Raw genomic sequence first — 18,234 nt, 5'->3', positions numbered from 1 at the left:
TAAGTATAGGCATTTTGCCTGCAAGGTCAAGGGTATTTAATGTGAAGAAGACGAGCCAAGATCCGACTCCCCCAGCAAAGCCGCCAGCTTCCGGTACGAGACAATGGCCAAAACCGAGTTCGCCAACGCCTTGAGCACGTTGAACGGCAGCAGCGCGGGAAACACGAGCGCGGCAACCTGCTGATACGTCGCCTCAACGTACAACGGCATCACCACGAAATTCAAACAGACGGAAACGGCCGTAGACGCGGCCACGCCAGCCGCGCAGCCCAGCACGACATACAGCAAGCATGGTTTGCGGCGATACACCGCCCCTACCACCATAACAAGGGAGACGGTTGCCATGATGTTCATGAACGCGCCCAAGGGGTCGGTAATCAAATGGGGTATCCACGAAGCAACCGCCACGCCGACCCCTATCCAAGAGCCGTACAGCACGGTGGCCAGCAACGACACCGCACCGGAGGGGTCGTACTTCAGCCATTCGGCGCCCGGGACCACTGGAAGCTCGACAAAGCTGAGGACCATCGCCATCAAGACAAGCAGGCCGATGGCGGCACCCTGCTTGGGAGATCGGTTACGTCGCTCGTACGGCAATGCGTCCATAGAGTCTCCTATCCGGCTTTCCGCCTATTATAATGCGCTCGGCAAGCAACGGCGAAGCGAGCCGACGCGTACGACAATCGGCTCGCTTCGCAAGGGGAACGGAACAGCGAATCTAAGCAGCCTTGGCAGCCTCTACCGCCGCCTTCACATAGCCGGCGGTGTCCACAAGCGTCGCACCGGAAACGGCGTCGGGGCCCTTCGCCTTCACGTCGGAGATCTTCTGGCCAGCCACAAACGATTCGATGGCCGCCATGGACTCAATCCATGGCGTAGTGGCCTGGGCCTTCTCCTTCATCATCGCGGAATACGCTTCGGAGTTCACCGACTTGGACATGAGCATCTGGCCCTCGGCGTAACCGGCGGCAAACGCTGCATCGGAATTCGGTACGGGAACGAAGCCTTCGGAAGACGTGGCGACGAACTGGAACTCGTCGATGCTCGTTGCAACCAGCACGTCGTCTTGCACGAGCGAAACGGCTTCGGCAAACGCCTTGTCGCCATGCGCAGCGGCGTTGATGCGCCCTAGCTTGAGGCTCGATCCATCACCCGAATACGTGCCCGACGAGGTGATGGCGTCGCTTTGAGCAACTTCGGACACCAGCTTAAGATAGTTGGGAGCGTCGACGAGCGTAGCCCCCGACACCGTATCGATGCTGGCCTTCTTCAGCTCCGAAGGCTTCTTGCCAACGCAGTAGTCTTCGATAGCGCGCATGGACGTGAGCCAAGGCTGCGTGGCCTGCGCCTTCTCCTTCATCATTGCGGAATACGCATCGGTGTTCACGGTTTTCGACATGAGCACCTGACCCGTTGCGTAGCCGGCCGCAAGCCCGGCATCGGAATTCGGAACCGGCGTGATGCCCGTCGAACCGGCCGGCATGAATTGGTAATCGTCCACGCTCACGGCAAGGATCGAGCCGTCATCTGCCGTAGCGACGACCACGCTTGTGAAGCATTTGTCACCGTGAGCCGCGCCGTAGCCGCGATGAAGGGTAACCGCGTTCGAGGAGCCGCCCGAACCGACTGCGGGCGTCGCGCCTTCGGATGTTGCAGCGGCGCCGCTTGGCGCGCACGAACCCAGCATGGAAGCGCCTGCCGCGCCCAGCGCTACGACAATGCTCCCCTTGAGAAAATCACGACGAGTGACTTGCAGTTCCATGGTAGCCTCCCTTGAAGTATCTTCAAACAACGAGGCCACCATACGAGCCGAAGCAAGGGGAATCTATCGTCAAAACGAGGGGACTTGCTCCCCACCTGGCATGTTCTTTCTAAACGAAAAGGGGGAGATTGTTCAAACGCCTTCGTCAGCCTGGTCATCGAGCAGCTTGAACAGCTCTTCGTGCGACGACACGCCAAGCTTGCGATAGATGTTCTTGCGATGGCTGCGCACCGTGGATTCGGCCACCGTCAGTTCTTCGGCAACGAAAATCGACGTGTGCCCGCGGCCCAAAAGCAGCAAGATTTCGGCTTCTCGAGCAGTCAGACGATGCGTTTCCGCCAGCTGGGCGCAACGACGCAGGTAATCTTCCCGCGCGTCAGGCAAAGCCGACTCCGCAGCATCGATGCCTTCAAGCATGACGCGCCACAGCCGCGAGCTGGGCGTGACCATGAGGACAACGGCCATGATCACGAACAGTACGATGAGGATCTGGTAGCGATACGCGCCCAGGACGCCCGCGTTGGCGCTGGCGTCCGAAAGCAGGCACACCAGACAGCTGAATATAATCATGATGCCGCCAGCGGGCAACGCGAGAGAGCGCATGCGACCCGCCATGGAAACGAGCATTGCCGACATAATGAGCGCGTAGACCGTGCAGAACGCAAGAGAACCCACCACCATCGCCGAACGCTGAAGCGGCGGATCGACAAACGCGGTTGCGGCAAACGTCGCGAAAGCCATCAGCGGCAAGAAGAAGCGATAGGAAAAGTTGATCAGGGCTTGGTCCGTCTTCAGAAACGCAAGGAGCACCATAGCGGCTTCGGCGAGCAAGCCAGCCCATGCCAACGGCGCCATCCCCCACTCCATCGTCTGCGCCAAGCTGCTGTCGGCAACGAACAGCAGCAACATGGAAAACGGCATGACCGCGAAGAACAGTGCCCGGGAAAGCGGCGTCTTGAAATCCCCGGTCCCTTCCACTACGGAAACGTCCAGATGGCCGAACACGTCCCACCAGTTCGCGCCCGATTGCGCCAAGCGATCGTCCTCACGCTGCGAGCGAAAGAACAGCCGAGCGCATCCCGCAAGGGAAAGAGCCGCCGCGCACGTAAGCGCTACGCGCGCCGCATCAACGTTGAGCATCGGCAACAAAGCGCTGCTGGCAAACAGGCCGAGCGCGGAAGCCCAAACCACCGCCAACGCGCGTCGAAACGCGAGCACGCGCAGCCGGCTCACCCAAACAAGGCTCATGACGGCCGCTCCGAACCCCATCATAAGGCCGCATCCCGCCTCAACAAGGGATCCATCGACAACCCCGAAGCTCCACAGATCGAGCAGTGCATATCCAAGCGCGTAACAACCTAAGGCCAATAGCACGACCGTGCGGTTCAGCCGAGCATGCGCCGTTTTGAGCAAACAGACAAACAGGAACGCGAGCGACGTGAACATGGCGGCAAGCGAGAGCGCCGTCGAGAACGAAACGGCCGGCAAAAACGAACCCGCGCCAAGGGCTGGGGTCGTCGCGCGCTGCCAAAACTCGAGAACGGGCAAAAGCAGGGGAACGCTCATGCAGAAGGAAAGAAGAGCAACCGTGTCGAACGCATCGAACTGCGGGATGAGGCCTCGCTTTTCAGGCTGCATTGCGTTTCTCCTTCCACCGCTCGTTCGCCGTGGCATCGGCCGACGCCGCTCACCCGCGTCGCATGCCGCACCTGCAGCACGGCTCCAAAGAAAGTATACTGTTCCAGTAGCGTATGGCGCTTCACGTTGAAGGGAACGGTATGGTTTCTCGGGAGTTCTTTCGGTTCAACACCACCAACACCATCAGTGCGGAGACCGACGATGCAAGCATCATCGACCGAGCCGTGGCATGGTGCGACCGCTGCGAGCTTTTGCTCTCGCGGGTTGATCCCGCAAGCGAGCTGTTTCGGCTCAACCATGCGCGCGGCGTTCCGACCGACGTCGATCCCGAGCTGGCAACGTTCATCGACACGGCGTTGGCATACTGCCGCGCCACCGACGGGCTGTTCGACATCACCATGGGAAGCGCAACGCAACTCTGGGACTTCAAGCGGCAAACGATCCCCAACCCCGACGATCTGGCTGCAGCGCTGCGCCACGTGGACTACCGAAACGTTGCCGTGACGGGCTCGACCGTGACGCTGTACGACCCGCTGGCCTGCGTTGACTTGGGCGGCATCGCGAAAGGATACATCGCCGACGGCATCCTTGCGCTGTTGCGCGAGAGCGGCGTCGAGCGCGCGTTGGTCAACCTGGGAGGCAATGTGGCGGTTATGGGAGGCAAGCCCGACGAAACGCCGTGGCGGGTGGGTATCCGAAAGCCCTTTCCTTCAAGCGCCCTGCCGATGCTAGATTCGTTCGCCTGCGTAAGCGTTCGCGACGGATCGGTGGTGACGAGCGGCATATACGAGCGCGCGTTCGAGCGCGACGGCACGCTGTACCACCACATTCTGGATCCGCGCACCGGCTTTCCCGCGCAGACCGACCTGCTGAGCGCCACCGTGGTTTCGCGCGCTTCGCTTGACGCGGACGGATTCACCACAGCGCTCGTCATCATGGGCGCCGATCGCGCGCTTGCGTTTGCGGAGAGCCATCCGTCGTTGGAAGCCGTGCTGGTAACGAACGAGGGCGATGTGCTGGCAACATCCGGGATAGGAAGCGACATCCCCTTCGAACTGCTGGAATAAAAACGCCGCCCACGCGGAGCGGCGAAGCAAAATGCGGTGCGCGATGCACTGATGCGAACGACATGAGCGGTGTGAAGTGGCTGGGCCACCAGGATTCGAACCTGGATAGCTGGTACCAAAAACCAGAGTCCTGCCGTTGGACGATGGCCCAGTTCAGAACGGCATGCAAAAGCCGAAGCCCCTGCCATCGCGATTGGAAGGAAAAAAATGGTGGGCCGTGAGGGAGTCGAACCCGCGACCTTGGGATTAAAAGTCCCCTGCTCTACCAACTGAGCTAACGGCCCACGTCGCTCCAATGCGCGAGAATACATTTTAGCCGTGCGGACAAGGCCGGTCAATGAAAATGTTTGAAGGCCCCGCAAGCCCACAAAACGCTCGGACTCTTCGCGAAAGGATCCTTCCCCCTCGCTCGTCTGGAAAACCTGCGCCCGCTTTGGGCGGGCGCTCGAATGCGAATTCGTTATTCGGCAGGCTTGAACGTGTCCCTGTCCGGCGCGAACGACTGCATGGCCTCGATGGTGCGGGCGAACAGCTCGTCAAGCTCCCAACCTAGCATTTCCGCCCCGGAACGAATGACGTCGCGGCTGACTCCGGCGGCGAAGCGCTTGTCCTTGAACTTCTTCTTGAGCGATTTCACTTCGAAGTCCATGACGCTTTTGCTGGGCCGCATGACCACAGCCGCGCCGATAAGCCCCGTCAATTCCTCCGCCGCAAACAGAACCTTCTCCATTTGAAGCTCGGGTCTGGGCAGATCCGGATTGAAATCGGACGTGTGGCTCTGGATGGCGCGGATGAGCTCGGGCGTGCCGCCAGCAGCCTCGATCCAAGGCGCAGCGTACAGCGTGTGCTTCTCCGGCTCGTCATCGTGCTCTTCCCAATCAAGGTCGTGCAGCAGCCCCACGATACCCCAGAATTCTTCGTTTTCGGGGTCGAACTCGCGCGCGAAGTAGCGCATGGTCTGCTCCACCGTTTCGCCATGTTCGATATGGAACGGATCCTTGTTGTGCGCTTGCAGGAGCGCGAACGCCTCGTCGCGCGTCATACCGGCTTCCAGCGTTGACATGATGTCCTCTCTTCCTTCTTGACATCGATCTCGAGTGCTTCTTGCCACTATAGCGCATAGCACGTCGGGCAAGCAAAGCGCCGCGCTGCCAAGAGCCGACAAGCAAGCGCCGCGTCTGCGCAATCGCTAGAACACGATGCCCAGCGCGTTCGCAATCAGGCCCCACGCCACGCCCGTGCAATACAAACCCACCACAATGGCAACGTTCTGCCTCCAGTTGCGGTTCGCCCTGAACAGCACCAACAAGCCCACGCCCGCGCTTACCAGCAAACCCGCCAGCATCGCCCCCGAGCCCAAGGCGCCGTCCACGTACAGCTGCGCGATGACCACGCTTGCGGCGCAGTTCGGCACCAAGCCCACCAGCGCGGAACCTAACACCGAAAGAGCCTGGTTAGCGCCGAGAAACGTTGCCAGAGCATCTTCTCCCACCACTTCAAGAACGGTGTTCAGCGCAACGGTCACGGCAAAGATGAACAGCGCGACCTGAACCGTGTGCTTAAAGGCGCTTTTCAAGATGCCGCCCTCGCCATCATGGCAGTGGCAGTGGTCGTGCTCGCAAAGATCGTGAATGTGCAACGGCGCGTCGATGCGCCGCGCGAGGCGCATGCCGGCGTCCACGATAAAGCCCATCACCATGCCGATAACGATTTTCGCCCCCAGGATTTTCAGGATCACCGCAAGAGGCACCTGCTCTGCAATGAAGATGGGAAGCATCTCGTCCGACGTAGACAAGAACACAGCGAACAGCGTCCCCAGCGTGATGACGCGGCCGGCCCACAACGTTGACGCGGCAGCAGAGAACCCGCATTGCGGAACCACGCCCACAACGGCGCCGACGATAGGGCCCGCCGCGCCAGCGCGCTGAACTGCGGCTTGGGCTTTACTGCCGGTTTTATGCTCGAGCCACTCCATCGCCAAATAGGTGACGAACAAAAACGGGATGAGATACAGCGTGTCCGAAACGGAATGCTCCAGAACATGCCCTGCGATATGTATGAATTCTTCCATAACAACTTATTGTAGACCAATGCTCAACCGGAGCAACCGCCCGTCGTGAAATGGGCACGGAAGACCGCCCGCAGCGGGGCGCAGGCCTCGAATGAGGCGCGCGAAGGCGGAAAATCCGGACGGAGCCGGGCGGCGAAGTATCGAAAGAACAGGTAACAACCCGCTTGGAACCTAATAAGAGCCAAACGATTCAGTTATACTGGACTCAATTTCCATTCGTTCATGGAGGCAGTATGACAAACCCACAAGCTGGATGGTACGCAGACCCCTCGGGAGACGCAGCAAAACTTCGCTACTGGAACGGCGAGCAGTGGACCGACGACTACGCCGACGCTCAGCCCGCAGGTCAAGAGCCGACTTACGGAAGCCCCGCTCCCGTCTACCCGCAAGCTTCGGGCGGCCAGGCTTACTACCCGCAAACGGCCAGCAACGACAGCGACCGCACGCTCAGGCTGGTCGCGTTCATCCTGTGCATCGTGTCCACGGTGTCGGTGTGCTGGCTCATCATTCCCCTGGCCTGGATGATCCCCATGAGCATCCGCTGCTGGAACATCTACAAGGGAACGAAGCCCAACACCACGGCATTTGGCGTATGCACGCTCATCTTCGTGACCCTTATCGGCGGCATTCTCCTGCTGGTCTCGAAAAAAGACGCCTAGCAAACCAAGACGCAGCACCATCGAACAGCCCGACTCCTCCGGCGGCAACACGCCCAGGGGTCGGGCTGTTTTGCGTCGAGGGGCAAATTCGGAAAGTTCGCGAGCGCCGCGCATAGGTCGCTCGACGCCCCAAGCGCCCTGAGCAACGGGATATCGAAATCCCCCGATCGCGCTTGATCCGAAAACTCGTCAGGACGTTTCGAATTGGGCAACAGGATCGACGGGGGGCTGGCGGGGCGGCGGGGTCAACGGGGCTGGCGGGGCGTTCGGGCTTGGCGGGGCGTTCGGGCTTGGCGGGGCGTTCGGGCTTGGCGGGGCCGACGGGACTGGCGGGGTCGGCGCTACTCGGACGCTTCGATTTGCCGCGGAAGTTTCCAGACTCTGTCAAAACGGACGAGTTTTGCGGCGGTTTTTCGCTTTGCGAAGGCAGGTTGACAAGGGCTGTTTTTTATCATGCCTGGTCAGGGGATTGCTTGTTGCATTTATCCTGGCTTGAGGACCATCAAACCTCGTTCGTTTTGACAGAATCCCGGCGAAGAGGGCGCGCCGTAGCGAACGCGTCGCAACGAACGCAACGGAACCGGCGCGCACATGCGGGACTCGCATCCCGCTGCGAGCACAAGAAGGGCGACCCGCGGGCCGCCCTTCTTTCCGAGTTTAAATTGTGCGATGCAGGCCGCAGGGCTTACATCATACCGCCCATTCCGCCGCCGCCAGCAGCTGCTGCCAGCGCGGACAGGTCCGGACCCTCCTTCGGGATTTCGTTGATGGTGGCCTCGGTGATGAGGATAAGGGCCGCAACGGAAGCAGCGGACTGCAGAGCCGTGCGGGTCACCTTGACGGGGTCGTTGACGCCCATCTCGATCATGTTGCCGTACTCGCCGTTGGCGCAGTTCAGGCCTTCGCCCTTGCCCATGTTCTTGACATGCTCAACCACAACGCTGCCCTCGTAGCCCGCGTTCTGGGCGATGGCGCGCATCGGAGCCTCCAGAGCCTTGCGGATGATGGCAACGCCCACTTCCTCGTCCTTGTCGTCAGCCTTGACGTCGTCGAGCGCGGGAAGCGCGTCAACCAGAGCCACGCCGCCGCCGGCAACGATGCCCTCTTCGACAGCCGCGCGGGTTGCCTGCAGAGCGTCCTCGATGCGGGACTTCGTCTCCTTGAGCTCGGACTCGGTTGCAGCGCCCACCTTGAGCACGGCCACGCCGCCGGACAGCTTCGCCAGGCGCTCCTGCAGCTTCTCGCGGTCGAAGTCGGAGTCGGCGCGCTCGAGCTCGGCCTTGATCTGGCCGATACGATCCTCGATGGCCTTCTTGTCGCCAGCGCCGTCCACGATCAGAGCGGTGTCCTTCGTGACCTTGACCGTCTTGCAGTGGCCCAGCATGTCGACGCGAGCATCCGCCATGGTCATGCCGAAGTCCTTGTCGATGACCTGCGCGCCCGTGACGGCGGCGATGTCCTCGAGGATGCGCTTGCGGCGGTCGCCGAAGCCGGGGGCCTTGATGGCGACGCAGTTGAACGTGCCGCGCAGCTTGTTCAGCAGGATGGTGGCCAGAGCCTCGCCCTCGACGTCCTCAGCGACGATGAACAGCGGGCGACCGGACTTCATGATCTCCTCCAGCAGGGGAACCATGTCCTGGATGTTGGTGACCTTCTGGTCGGTCAGGAGGATGTAGGGATCGTTGAGCACGGCCTCCATCTTCTCCATGTCGGTAGCCATGTACGGCGAGATGTAGCCGCGCTCGTACTGCATGCCCTCGACGATGTCCATGTCGATGCCGAAGGTCTGGCTTTCCTCAACGGAGATGGCGCCGTCCTTGCCCACGGCCTCCATGGCCTCGGCGATCTTCTCGCCGATGTTGGCGTCGCCTGCGGAAATGGTGCCCACGTTGGCGATCTGGTCCTTCGTGGAAACCGGCGTGGCGTCGGCCTTGATGGACGCGACGATGGCGTCGGTGGCCTTCTGGATGCCGCGACGGATGCCCAGGGCATCGGCGCCGGCGGTCACGTTGCGCAGGCCCTCGGACACGATGACGTCGGCCAGCAGCGTAGCGGTGGTGGTGCCGTCGCCGGCGACGTCGTTCGTCTTCACGGCAACTTCGCGCACCAGCTGGGCGCCCATGTTCTCAACGGGATCCTCCAGCTCGACTTCCTTGGCAACGGTCACGCCGTCGTTGGTGATGAGCGGAGCGCCGTAGGACTTCTCCAGAGCGACGTAGCGACCCTTGGGGCCAAGCGTCACCTTGACGGCGTCGGCCAGCTTGTTGACGCCGGCAGCAAGCGCGCTGCGGGCATCAGCCTCGAACTTGATCTCTTTAGCCATGATGCTTTTATCCTTTCAACTGCGTTGTTGTTAGCGGGATATTCGCTTATGCAAAGACAGCGTACAGATCGTCCGCGCGAAGAATGAGCACGTCCTCGCCGTCCACGTGAATCTCGGTGCCGCCGAACTTGCCGTAGACGACCTTGTCGCCCACCTTCACCGGAACGGGAACCAGGTTGCCGTCCTTATCGAGCTTGCCGTCGCCCACAGCCAGAACGGTGCCGCTCTGGGGCTTTTCCTTCGCTTCGGTCGCAAGGTACAGACCCGACGCCGTGGTCTCCTCGGCCTCGTCCTGCTTGACGATGACGCGATCACCCAGGGGTTTCAGATTCATAACGTGCCTTCCTTTCGTCGTCCGACTCGCGTAGCGGAACGTTTGATGTTCGCTATGTAACCACTCGATTGCGGTGACTGCTAGCACTCATCGTTAGCGAGTGCTAAACATTGCGTTATCATAGCAGCCTCAACGCCGATTGCAAGAGTATTCAGAGAAATCTAAGCCTATGCGTTTCAGGTTTGACAGAATCGCCAAACGATCGTCACAATTGGGCCGCCGGACGGCCCGCGCCGCGTGCCCGCCGCGCACACGCGGCACCGGCACGGTCTGCGCGTCGCGCCGAAACCTGGCCCGTGCGCCGCGCACGCCCCACGGCAAGCGCGTCAGCCGACGCCGGGCCGAACCAGCCCGCTTTCGTAGGCCTTCACCACCAGCTGAGCGCGATCATGCGCGTCCAGCTTCGCCATGATGCGCGCCAGATGGGTTTTCGCCGTGGCGGGAGAAATGAACAGCTCGGCCCCTATCTGCTCGTTCGTCATCCCGCGCGCAACCAGCACCAGGATTTCGCGCTCGCGATCGGTCAGCGCGCCGATGGCGGACCGAACCCCCGCGCCGTCCCCCGGAACGAGCGGGCGCGACGCGACGAACTCCTCGATCAAACGGCGCGTGATGGACGGCTGAATAAGGGCGTCTCCCCGCGCGACCACGCGAACGGCAGCGGCGATCTCGTCGGGTTCGGCATCCTTGAGAAGAAAGCCGCTCGCACCGGCGGCCAGGGCATCGTACACGTATTCGTCCAGGTCGAACGTCGTCAGGATGAGCACGCGAACGTCCTCGAGCCGAGGATCGTTGCTGATGGCGCGCGTGGCCTCGATGCCGTTCATGTGAGGCATGCGGATGTCCATGAGCACCACGTCGGGCCGCAAGCGCTGCGCCAGCTCCACCGCCTCCTGGCCGTCGCGCGCCTCGCCCACCACGTCGATGTCGCCGTACGTAAGCAGGATCAGGCGAAACCCGCTGCGCACAAGATCCTGGTCGTCGACCACCAGTACGCGCACCTTGCCTCCATCGTTACGCTCCATGCTGCGCCTCCGCTCCCTTAACCGGAATGCTGGCCATCACGCGGAAACCGCCTTCCGCGGCGTTGCCTGCGGAAAACGTTCCGCCCAGCAGATGAACGCGCTCGGACATTCCCGCAATACCATGCCCCGCCCCGTCGGCAGCCTGGGGAAGGCCGTCGCGCAGCGCAAGCGCGCCGACAGCGGGCTCGAACCCGCGTCCGTCGTCCTTCACCGTCAGGCGCGCCTGCCCGTCCTCGATCGCAAGGCGAATCGAAACCTCGCGGGCGCCCGCATGCCTGACTATATTGGTTGCCGCTTCCCGCGCTATGCCGAACAAGGCCATGTCGACGTGCGCAGGAACGCCGGCGCGATCGTAGCCCGCAGCGTCGAGGCGCACCGAAAGCCCCGCGTCGCGCAGGTACGCGGCCAAGTCCTCCAGCCTATCCGTCCCCGATGCCGGCGCCGTTTCGGCCGTCTCGTCGCCGTGCCGCAGCACCCCGATCATGCTGCGGATGTCGTCGAGCGCCGTTTTAGCCGTGGCCCGCACCGTGGCGACGGCCTCCTTCGCCGCCGCAGGATCCACGTCGATCAAGCGCTCGGCGGCAGCGGCCTGGATGCTCACGGCCGACAGCGAATGAGCAGTGATGTCGTGCACCTCGCGCGCTATGCGCACGCGCTCCTCCTCCACGCGACGCGCGGCCTCCTCTTCGCGCGAGCGCTCCGCTTCGAGCGCCCGCTGCTCGGTGGCTTCGACGTACGCGCGATGCGTGCGGTACGCATAGCCCGCAAGGGCGGCGGCCAGCACCAGCGCGATGTTTTGGAACCGCGTGAAAAACGTCAGGCTGGCGGTGCGCGAGGGCGCGTCCATCAGCAACAACCCCGCAACCGCCACAACCGCCGCAAGCGCCGCTTCCGCACGGCCGCGCTCGTTGGCTATGGTGTACACCGCTATCACGGGCCCCACCACGGTCAAGGAAAACCCGCTGAACGCATTCTGCAATCCAAGAAACGACACGAAGCAGAACAGGAACACGGGCCAGGGAAAGCGCCGACGCAAAACCAGCGGCAACGTGGTGATGGCAAGCGCCACGAACACCTGCACGTTCGGCATCACGTTCACCATGCCCAGGTACTGGCGCAACGCCAGATCGGGAATCACAATCGACGAAGCCGTCAGCATGAGCTGCGCGCTTCCGAACAGAAACGCCAGCAAAGCGACGGCCGCGTCAATGCCCCAATCGCGAGGCGTCATCGAACGATTATGTACTAGATAGTTATCCATGCGTGCCATACTACGCGACCTTGAACACGCGCGCCATACACCAGCAGGCGTACTGCAGGGAACAAAACCGTTACAGACGAGGCGACTCCACTAAGTCGATCAACTGCTGGCGCGTATGGATACCCAGCTTGGAATAGATGTTGCGCACGTGGCTGCGAACGGTATTCTCGGTTACGAACAGCGCTTCGGCAATATATGCCTTCGTGCGGCCCCGCGCCAGATAAACCAGCACCTCCGCCTCGCGCTCCGTCAGGCCGCCCTCCCGAGCAACGGCGGCGCAGCGCGATTCAAGCGCACGCTCCCCTTCGGACGCCGCATCGGCCTGCGTCGCCGCAAGCGCGCCGTCGACGCCCGGCCCGTCCTGGCCGGCCGGCTGGCCAGCCCCTTCGCGGCGGCGCTTCCGATCCCGCGAGAAGAACACGAGCGCCATGCACAGCGCGTACAGCACCACCACGATAATCACCAAGAAGCGCATGGTGTGCTCGCCTTCGTCGCTCGGCCCGCCTCCCGCAACCGCCGCAGCGAACCCGCCCAGCAGCGCAACGGCCAAGAACACGCGCGCGACGCCCATCGTCACGCCCATGAGCACGTACGGAGACACGCGCCGCACATGCGCGACCTCGGCCACCAGGTACGTGATCAAAAGCGCCACGAAGTAGTAGCTACCCAGCAAGAGCATATAGAACACCAGGTTGTACATTTCGCTGAGAAACGGCAGGAACACCAGCATGGCCGCCAGCACCGGCATGATGACGCGCGACACCGTCGACACCTTCGGCATGCGGTGCATCACGAACACGACGAAGCAGAACACGATGATCGCGCCCACAATGGCCCCGGACGACACCTTGCCGGAACCTTCGAAGTCAAGGGATCCCGTCAGCATGAAGCTGTTCAAAAGCCCGATAACGGCTTCCAGCACGAAAAACGCCACTACGGAATCGCCCAACTCCAAAAACGCATCGCGATACGCGGCAAACCGCGCGCGGAAGGAAGCCTTGTCCTGGCCGCCTGCGATTGCGCCCGCGCCTGCTCCTGCATCAGCATTGACGCACGCGGGAGCGCCCTCGCCCTGCTCGCACGCACGCGCATCGCCCGCGCCGGCCTCGGCACCCGCGGGCGGCGCTCCCTCGGCGCACACGTGCGGCAGCGCACGACGGACGAACCGTGCGCACAGCGCCGCTACCACAAGCAACACGCAGCTCAGCTTCATCTGCACGTCGGGATCAAGCGGCGTCAGCTCGGCCGAAACCACCACGTTCAACAGCATGCCCAGCGCAATCTGCGTAACGATCACGCTCGGCTTTTCCGCAGAGAACACTTCGATCCAAAACAGCGAGAGCATCACCGACCCCGCGCCGTACAGCACGCCCGGAATCAGCAGGGCCATGTCGGCAGGAAGCGAAAGGACCACTCCCACAAGGGCGGCAGCGTTAGCGGCAATCAGAAGCCCCGTCGGCAACACGTAGGGCATGGAGAACGCCTTGAGCCGACCGGTCAAAGCAAGCAGCACGGCGATGCCCGCGCACACGACCACCGAGCACGCCACCACCACGTTGAAGAACAGGTCGGGAACGAACAGAAACGGCGACTTCACGAACGCGAAGGCCGAAAGGTACGCGCTGGAGTTCACGCCCCGGTACAATCCGAAACCCAAAACAATCGCGGCAGAAAGCACAAAAGGACGCACGCTCGCGCGTGACGAATGCGTTTCTTTTCCCCGGCTTCTCTCCCTCATGCTCTGCATGATACGGTATGGGCAACCTTCCCACCAGCAGAAATTCAAACCCTCCTGCAATATAGTCCGAAACGGACGGTGACGGAACAAGCCGGCATCCGTATGGTGAACCCCGTCGCACAGCAACGGCGACGCACAACAGGAGGAGCCGCAGCCAACCGAAACCATGCTCGGTGCAGGATGCGACCCAAGGAGGGAGACCATCATGGAAACAAGCATGAATCGTCGTAATTTCTTGAAGGCGGCCATCGCCTCGGGCGCCGTCATCGCCGCCGGCGGCGCGCTTGCCGGATGCGCCAGCAACAACACGGCGGGCAGCAGCACCGGCGCGGAGAACGTGGTAGGAACCGCCCCGGTTTCGTTCAGCGACGAAACCGACGTGCTCATTCTGGGCACGGGCATTGCCGGCATGTCCGCAGCCATGGATCCGGTGGAAGCCGGCCACAAGGTCATGCTGGTGGACAAGCTGGAGCGCGTGGGCGGCGAGAGCTTCATCGCCTGCGGCGTTATGAACGTCGTCGGATCGAAGATGCAGAAGGACGCCGGCCTTGAGGTTGACCCCGAGACGAACTGGCAGAAGTTCCTCCCCATCCTCGAGAAAAAGGGCGAGACCGATGACATGGACTACAAGCACAACGTCTACGTCTACCAGACCGAGTGGGCCGACCGCGTAGCCGCCGACTACGGCGCGGTGTTCCAGCCCATCACCGACTACATGGGCACGGGCGCGCCCACGTCCATGCTGCTGCCCGGCAACGGCATCGGCGACATGCAGGCCGTGCTCACGCCGCTGCAGAAGGGCCTGGAGAAAAAGGGCGCCACGTACAAGCTGAACCTGCGCGCCACGAACTTCATCGTCGACGGCGAGGGCGCGCCCATCGGTGTGCGCTTCAACGACGAGAAGAACGGTAAGACCGTCGACATCAAGGCGAAGAAGATCATCGTGGCTACGGGCGGATTCTCCTGCAACCAGGAAATGGTGTCCACCTACCTGCCCAGCCAGGCTCGCCTGGGGCCGCTGACGGTCAACTCCATGGGCGAAGGCCACCAGATGTGCAAGGCACTGGGCGGCGTGTACACGCACATGGACATGGAAGCGAACCGCATGAGCGACCTGGCGCAGGTTACCGTTTGGGGCTACTTCTCCCCGCAGGTGCAGGTGACGCCGCAGGGCCGTCGCTTCATCAAGGAGGACCAGAGCCACGACTCCCCCGATGCCGCCGCCAAGCTGGGCTTGGGCTTCTGGTGGACCATTTTCGACGACCAGGCCATCAACAGCAGCCAGAAGTGGAACGTCGAGATGAACATGAAGGGCAACGCCGATCGCCTGGTGGGCCCGTGCTCCACCCTTGAGGAATTGGCCACCGCCATGGACGTTCCCGCAGCCAACCTGCTGGAGACGTTCGCCCGTTACGACGAGCTGGTAGCCGCCGGCGAGGACACGGACTTCAAGAAGAAGCTGTTCCTGCAGTCGCTTTCCGCTCCGTACTACGCCATGAAGCACTTCCCGTACCGCTACAAGACCCATGGCGGCATGAAGATCACCACCGACAGCCAGCTTACGGACAAGGACGGCACCCCCATCCCCAACGTGTACTGCTGCGGCTCCACCGTGGCCGACAGCGGCAGCGACCTGTCCCCCAACGCCGGCAGCGGCTTGATCAGCGGCAAGGCCGTCGTTGAGGCTCTGAAGGCATAACCCGATTCACACCCCTCCCCCTCGGAAAGGGCTCGAGCCGCACGGCTCGAGCCCTTCTTTTCAATCGAACAAGACGGGAGGAAACCGAACGCCGCCCGCGCAGACCTGCCGCACAGGGCGCGCCGCGCATTCAACGCGCCCTGTGCGGCGCGAAGCCCTGGCGTTTAGCGAGCCGCCTCGAGCGCCGACACCACGGCCTCGCCCACCAGCATGCCGAACGCACCGTTCGAGGCCAGGCCCTCTCCTCCGTTCGCAGCCACCGACCCGCAACAGTACACGTTGCGGATGGAAGCCCCCGACGTACCGGTCAGGCGACCGTTTTCGTCAGTCAGCACACCGCCGCGCGTGCGGTAGCGAACGGGAAGCTGCTTGATCGCGTAATAGGGAGCCTGCAAGCTTTTCAAATTCACCGTACGGCCGAAATCATCGTCCTTTCCAGCCGAAACCAGTTTGTCGAAGCGATCCATCGTAGCTTGCAGCACGTCGGCTGGAACCCCGATTGCCGCGGCAAGCTCGGCCGCGTCGTCACAGGGCCCCACCAGGCGCTTCGCGTATTTGCTGGTCATCTGAGCGGCGCTGCGAGACTGCGACCCGTCGCTTATCCGCTTGTCGAACACCGTCCACCAGTACCCGCGATCCTGGCTGAAGCACGCGTTCGCCGGCGCGTTCACGTCGTCCTCGCACGCAAAGCGACGCCCCTGCGCATCCACGATCAGCGTGGGAGCGAACATGCCCCAGGCCGACACTTGCGGCAAGTCGCTGGTCAAAGGCAGGGTCCCGTCCATGCCCGACAGCTGCCCGCCGGCCCGTCGGCACAGCTCCTGGCCTTCTCCCATGGAAGCGTACGTGAAGCAACCCGCCCTGAGCAGCGCGGGGGCATGAGCGCTCACCAACGGCTGACTGCTGGCAAACCCGCCGGTGGCAACCACTACCGCTCCAGCCCGAACGTCGACGACCGAACCGCTTTCCTCCACGAAAAAGCGCATGCCGCACACCACCGCGCTTTCGTCCAGGATGAACGCGACCGCGCGGTACCCCGTCTGGAACGCCGCGCCCTTGCTTGACAGGCCATCGCGCAGGGGAACCATGACGGACTGCATGTCGCCCAGACCGTTTTTCGGCAGCATGACAGCGTCGTTAACGCCCTCCTTCCCGTAGGTGGACGGGTCGGCGAACTGCGCACCGTAGCTCTCGGACAGGCGGTCGACCCATCTCGGGGCGGCTAGGTACAACGATTTCGCGAAATCGAGATTGCCCACGCCTGCAGCGGAAAGCTCTTTCTTGCGAGCCGGCCACGCGTCTTCGGCACTTTGCGCGAAACCCGCTTTCTTCTGCAGCTTGCTGCCGGCCACGTGCATGATGCCGTCCGCGTCGTAGCTTTCGCCCCCCAGCAGGCTCAACTTGTCAACCACCATCACCTTGTAGCCAGCCTCGGCAGGGGCCATGGCCGCAGACAAACCGGAAACGCCGCTGCCCACGATCAGCACGTCGACCGAGTTCGAAAAGGAAACGGGCGGCTGCGCCACCACCGTGGAAACCTGCGACGCGCCATCGGAATCGGCCGAGGGCACCAGCGTGTTCGATATGCGCTCGACCGACGAGCATGCCCCCAGCACGCCCCCAGCGGCGAACGCGGTAGCGGAAAGGCCCGCAAGCTTGAAAAAGGCGCGGCGCTCCATGCAGCAGGCTCCTTCGTTTCGAGGTAAAGGCACGAATCGCCTCCGAGTATAGTGAGGCCGCGTTCGCTTGTCGCGACATCCTTGCCAGCCGCCACTCAATCTTCGCAAAGCGCGAAAACGGGTCGAGCGTCAGCTCGGCTTCGCGCTCACTCGTAGAACGAAACAGCAGGCGACGGCGGCTCCAACGCCCGCTTGAACGCCGTAGCGCGCACCGTGGCGAGCACGCGGTCGACGTCCCCTTCGGCAAATCCCGACTCCTTGAGGGCGGCGGCGTCCTGGCCATGTTCGACATGGGCCAGCAGCAGCTTGTCGAGCGTCGCGTAGTCGATGCCCATGCTTTTCTCGTCCTCTTGATCGGGAGACAGCTCCGCACTGGGAGGCTTGGTCAGCACGCGCTCGGGGATAGGCGGAACCTGACCGTTCGACGCGGCTTGCGCGTTGCGCCAACGAGACGCCGCGTACACGTCGGTCTTGTACAGGCCGCCCAAGGGAGCGAATGCGCCGGCCATGTCGCCGTACAGCGTGGAATAGCCCATCATGGCCTCGCTCTTGTTGCCCGTGTTCACCAGCATCCAGCCATGCGCGTTCGAAAGCGCCATCAAGCACGTCATGCGACAGCGGGCCTGGGTGTTTTCAGCCGCAAGACCCCGCAGCTCCCCTCCGCAGGCTTCGGCAAGCGCGCGCTCAAAAGCCTCGTACGGCTCGCAAATGGACACGACGCGCGACTCCATCCCCAGATTGGATGCAAGCTCCTGGGCGTCTTCAAGAGAGTGCGGCGTCGAGTAAGGCCCCGGCAGCAGCACGCAGTGAACGCGCTCGGCACCGAACGCGTCTGCGCACATCACGGCCACCAGCGCCGAGTCGATTCCGCCCGACAGCCCTATAACCACATCGGAAAAGCCCGCGCCCTCCACGTACTCCTTCAGAGCCTTGACGCAAAGGCGATACCGTTCGTCAATGTGCATGATAGCAACCCTT

General features: G+C 62.6%; 15 protein-coding genes and 2 tRNA genes. 3 read left to right on the top strand and 14 right to left on the bottom strand.

All coding sequences use genetic code 11. The features are described from left to right. Positions 1 to 36: 36 nt before the first annotated feature. The 3 genes from LG373_RS10650 to LG373_RS10640 all read right to left on the bottom strand — a co-directional run bounded on the left by LG373_RS10650 (position 37) and on the right by LG373_RS10640 (position 3,400). Positions 37 to 606, bottom strand: a complete 570-nt coding sequence (locus tag LG373_RS10650; RefSeq protein WP_114567403.1) for an ECF transporter S component — start codon at positions 604 to 606, stop codon at positions 37 to 39. Positions 607 to 718: 112 nt separating this feature from the next. Continuing rightward, positions 719 to 1,762, bottom strand: a complete 1,044-nt coding sequence (locus LG373_RS10645; RefSeq protein WP_225749761.1) for a twin-arginine translocation signal domain-containing protein — start codon at positions 1,760 to 1,762, stop codon at positions 719 to 721. 132 nt (positions 1,763 to 1,894) lie between these two features. Then, a complete protein-coding gene (locus tag LG373_RS10640; RefSeq protein WP_225749760.1) occupies positions 1,895 to 3,400 on the bottom strand; it encodes a LuxR C-terminal-related transcriptional regulator in 1,506 nt (501 codons plus the stop codon). A gap of 140 nt (positions 3,401 to 3,540) precedes the next feature. Between LG373_RS10640 and LG373_RS10635 the strand changes: the two genes are divergently transcribed. Next, complete coding sequence (locus LG373_RS10635) at positions 3,541 to 4,467, top strand: FAD:protein FMN transferase (protein WP_225749759.1); 927 nt, start codon at positions 3,541 to 3,543, stop codon at positions 4,465 to 4,467. Between the two features lie 77 nt (positions 4,468 to 4,544). On the opposite strand, the gene LG373_RS10630 is transcribed toward LG373_RS10635, so the two are convergent. The 4 genes from LG373_RS10630 to LG373_RS10615 all read right to left on the bottom strand — a co-directional run bounded on the left by LG373_RS10630 (position 4,545) and on the right by LG373_RS10615 (position 6,538). Beyond that, a tRNA-Gln gene (locus tag LG373_RS10630) sits at positions 4,545 to 4,618 on the bottom strand. Between the two features lie 57 nt (positions 4,619 to 4,675). Then, positions 4,676 to 4,751, bottom strand: a tRNA-Lys gene (locus LG373_RS10625). 176 nt (positions 4,752 to 4,927) lie between these two features. Next, a complete protein-coding gene (locus LG373_RS10620) occupies positions 4,928 to 5,530 on the bottom strand; it encodes an HD family phosphohydrolase (RefSeq protein ID WP_216529366.1) in 603 nt (200 codons plus the stop codon). Between the two features lie 126 nt (positions 5,531 to 5,656). Then, entirely contained in the window at positions 5,657 to 6,538 is an 882-nt protein-coding gene (locus LG373_RS10615) for an arsenic efflux protein (RefSeq protein ID WP_216529365.1), read from the bottom strand. A 233-nt stretch (positions 6,539 to 6,771) separates the two neighbouring features. Here LG373_RS10615 and LG373_RS10610 point away from each other — a divergent pair, with 233 nt between their 5' ends. Continuing rightward, the gene (locus LG373_RS10610; protein WP_225749758.1) at positions 6,772 to 7,197 is read left to right on the top strand and encodes a DUF2510 domain-containing protein; all 426 of its coding nucleotides are present in this window, start codon (positions 6,772 to 6,774) and stop codon (positions 7,195 to 7,197) included. A gap of 685 nt (positions 7,198 to 7,882) precedes the next feature. Here the strand turns inward: LG373_RS10610 and groL are convergent. The 5 genes from groL to LG373_RS10585 all read right to left on the bottom strand — a co-directional run bounded on the left by groL (position 7,883) and on the right by LG373_RS10585 (position 13,773). Then, entirely contained in the window at positions 7,883 to 9,520 is a 1,638-nt protein-coding gene (gene groL / locus LG373_RS10605; protein WP_114567245.1) for a chaperonin GroEL, read from the bottom strand. A gap of 46 nt (positions 9,521 to 9,566) precedes the next feature. Then, positions 9,567 to 9,854: a co-chaperone GroES gene (groES, locus tag LG373_RS10600; protein WP_114567246.1), complete on the bottom strand. Its 288-nt coding sequence runs from the start codon at positions 9,852 to 9,854 to the stop codon at positions 9,567 to 9,569. 326 nt (positions 9,855 to 10,180) lie between these two features. Further along, positions 10,181 to 10,879 carry a response regulator transcription factor gene (locus tag LG373_RS10595; RefSeq protein ID WP_225749757.1) on the bottom strand — a complete coding sequence of 233 codons (699 nt, stop codon included), beginning with the start codon at positions 10,877 to 10,879 and terminating at the stop codon, positions 10,181 to 10,183. Next, entirely contained in the window at positions 10,869 to 12,149 is a 1,281-nt protein-coding gene (locus LG373_RS10590) for a sensor histidine kinase (protein ID WP_225749756.1), read from the bottom strand. Before LG373_RS10590 ends, LG373_RS10595 begins: the two co-directional genes overlap by 11 nt. A 61-nt stretch (positions 12,150 to 12,210) precedes the next feature. Continuing rightward, positions 12,211 to 13,773, bottom strand: a complete 1,563-nt coding sequence (locus LG373_RS10585; RefSeq protein ID WP_225749755.1) for a LuxR C-terminal-related transcriptional regulator — start codon at positions 13,771 to 13,773, stop codon at positions 12,211 to 12,213. A 310-nt stretch (positions 13,774 to 14,083) separates the two neighbouring features. Between LG373_RS10585 and LG373_RS10580 the strand changes: the two genes are divergently transcribed. Next, positions 14,084 to 15,577, top strand: a complete 1,494-nt coding sequence (locus LG373_RS10580) for an FAD-dependent oxidoreductase (protein WP_114567248.1) — start codon at positions 14,084 to 14,086, stop codon at positions 15,575 to 15,577. A 164-nt stretch (positions 15,578 to 15,741) separates the two neighbouring features. On the opposite strand, the gene LG373_RS10575 is transcribed toward LG373_RS10580, so the two are convergent. Further along, the gene (locus LG373_RS10575; protein ID WP_114567249.1) at positions 15,742 to 17,256 is read right to left on the bottom strand and encodes an FAD-dependent oxidoreductase; all 1,515 of its coding nucleotides are present in this window, start codon (positions 17,254 to 17,256) and stop codon (positions 15,742 to 15,744) included. Positions 17,257 to 17,402: 146 nt separating this feature from the next. Beyond that, a complete protein-coding gene (nadE, locus tag LG373_RS10570) occupies positions 17,403 to 18,221 on the bottom strand; it encodes an NAD(+) synthase (RefSeq protein WP_114567250.1) in 819 nt (272 codons plus the stop codon). Between the last annotated feature and the right edge of the window lie 13 nt (positions 18,222 to 18,234).

It is taken from the genome of Paraeggerthella sp. Marseille-Q4926 (assembly GCF_916618935.1).
In the GTDB taxonomy this organism is placed as follows: Bacteria; Actinomycetota; Coriobacteriia; order Coriobacteriales; family Eggerthellaceae; genus Paraeggerthella; species Paraeggerthella hominis.
This window is presented reverse-complemented; position numbering and strand designations above follow the sequence as displayed.

What these genes read in the sequence shown, in the direction of transcription:
- LG373_RS10650 (WP_114567403.1), bottom strand. Translation starts at nt 606, where the DNA reads ATGGACGCATTGCCGTACGAGCGACGTAACCGATCTCCCAAGCAGGGT.
- LG373_RS10645 (WP_225749761.1), bottom strand. Translation starts at nt 1,762, where the DNA reads ATGGAACTGCAAGTCACTCGTCGTGATTTTCTCAAGGGGAGCATTGTC.
- LG373_RS10640 (WP_225749760.1), bottom strand. Translation starts at nt 3,400, where the DNA reads ATGCAGCCTGAAAAGCGAGGCCTCATCCCGCAGTTCGATGCGTTCGAC.
- LG373_RS10635 (WP_225749759.1), top strand. Translation starts at nt 3,541, where the DNA reads ATGGTTTCTCGGGAGTTCTTTCGGTTCAACACCACCAACACCATCAGT.
- LG373_RS10620 (WP_216529366.1), bottom strand. Translation starts at nt 5,530, where the DNA reads ATGTCAACGCTGGAAGCCGGTATGACGCGCGACGAGGCGTTCGCGCTC.
- LG373_RS10615 (WP_216529365.1), bottom strand. Translation starts at nt 6,538, where the DNA reads ATGGAAGAATTCATACATATCGCAGGGCATGTTCTGGAGCATTCCGTT.
- LG373_RS10610 (WP_225749758.1), top strand. Translation starts at nt 6,772, where the DNA reads ATGACAAACCCACAAGCTGGATGGTACGCAGACCCCTCGGGAGACGCA.
- groL (WP_114567245.1), bottom strand. Translation starts at nt 9,520, where the DNA reads ATGGCTAAAGAGATCAAGTTCGAGGCTGATGCCCGCAGCGCGCTTGCT.
- groES (WP_114567246.1), bottom strand. Translation starts at nt 9,854, where the DNA reads ATGAATCTGAAACCCCTGGGTGATCGCGTCATCGTCAAGCAGGACGAG.
- LG373_RS10595 (WP_225749757.1), bottom strand. Translation starts at nt 10,879, where the DNA reads ATGGAGCGTAACGATGGAGGCAAGGTGCGCGTACTGGTGGTCGACGAC.
- LG373_RS10590 (WP_225749756.1), bottom strand. Translation starts at nt 12,149, where the DNA reads ATGGCACGCATGGATAACTATCTAGTACATAATCGTTCGATGACGCCT.
- LG373_RS10580 (WP_114567248.1), top strand. Translation starts at nt 14,084, where the DNA reads ATGGAAACAAGCATGAATCGTCGTAATTTCTTGAAGGCGGCCATCGCC.
- LG373_RS10575 (WP_114567249.1), bottom strand. Translation starts at nt 17,256, where the DNA reads ATGGAGCGCCGCGCCTTTTTCAAGCTTGCGGGCCTTTCCGCTACCGCG.
- nadE (WP_114567250.1), bottom strand. Translation starts at nt 18,221, where the DNA reads ATGCACATTGACGAACGGTATCGCCTTTGCGTCAAGGCTCTGAAGGAG.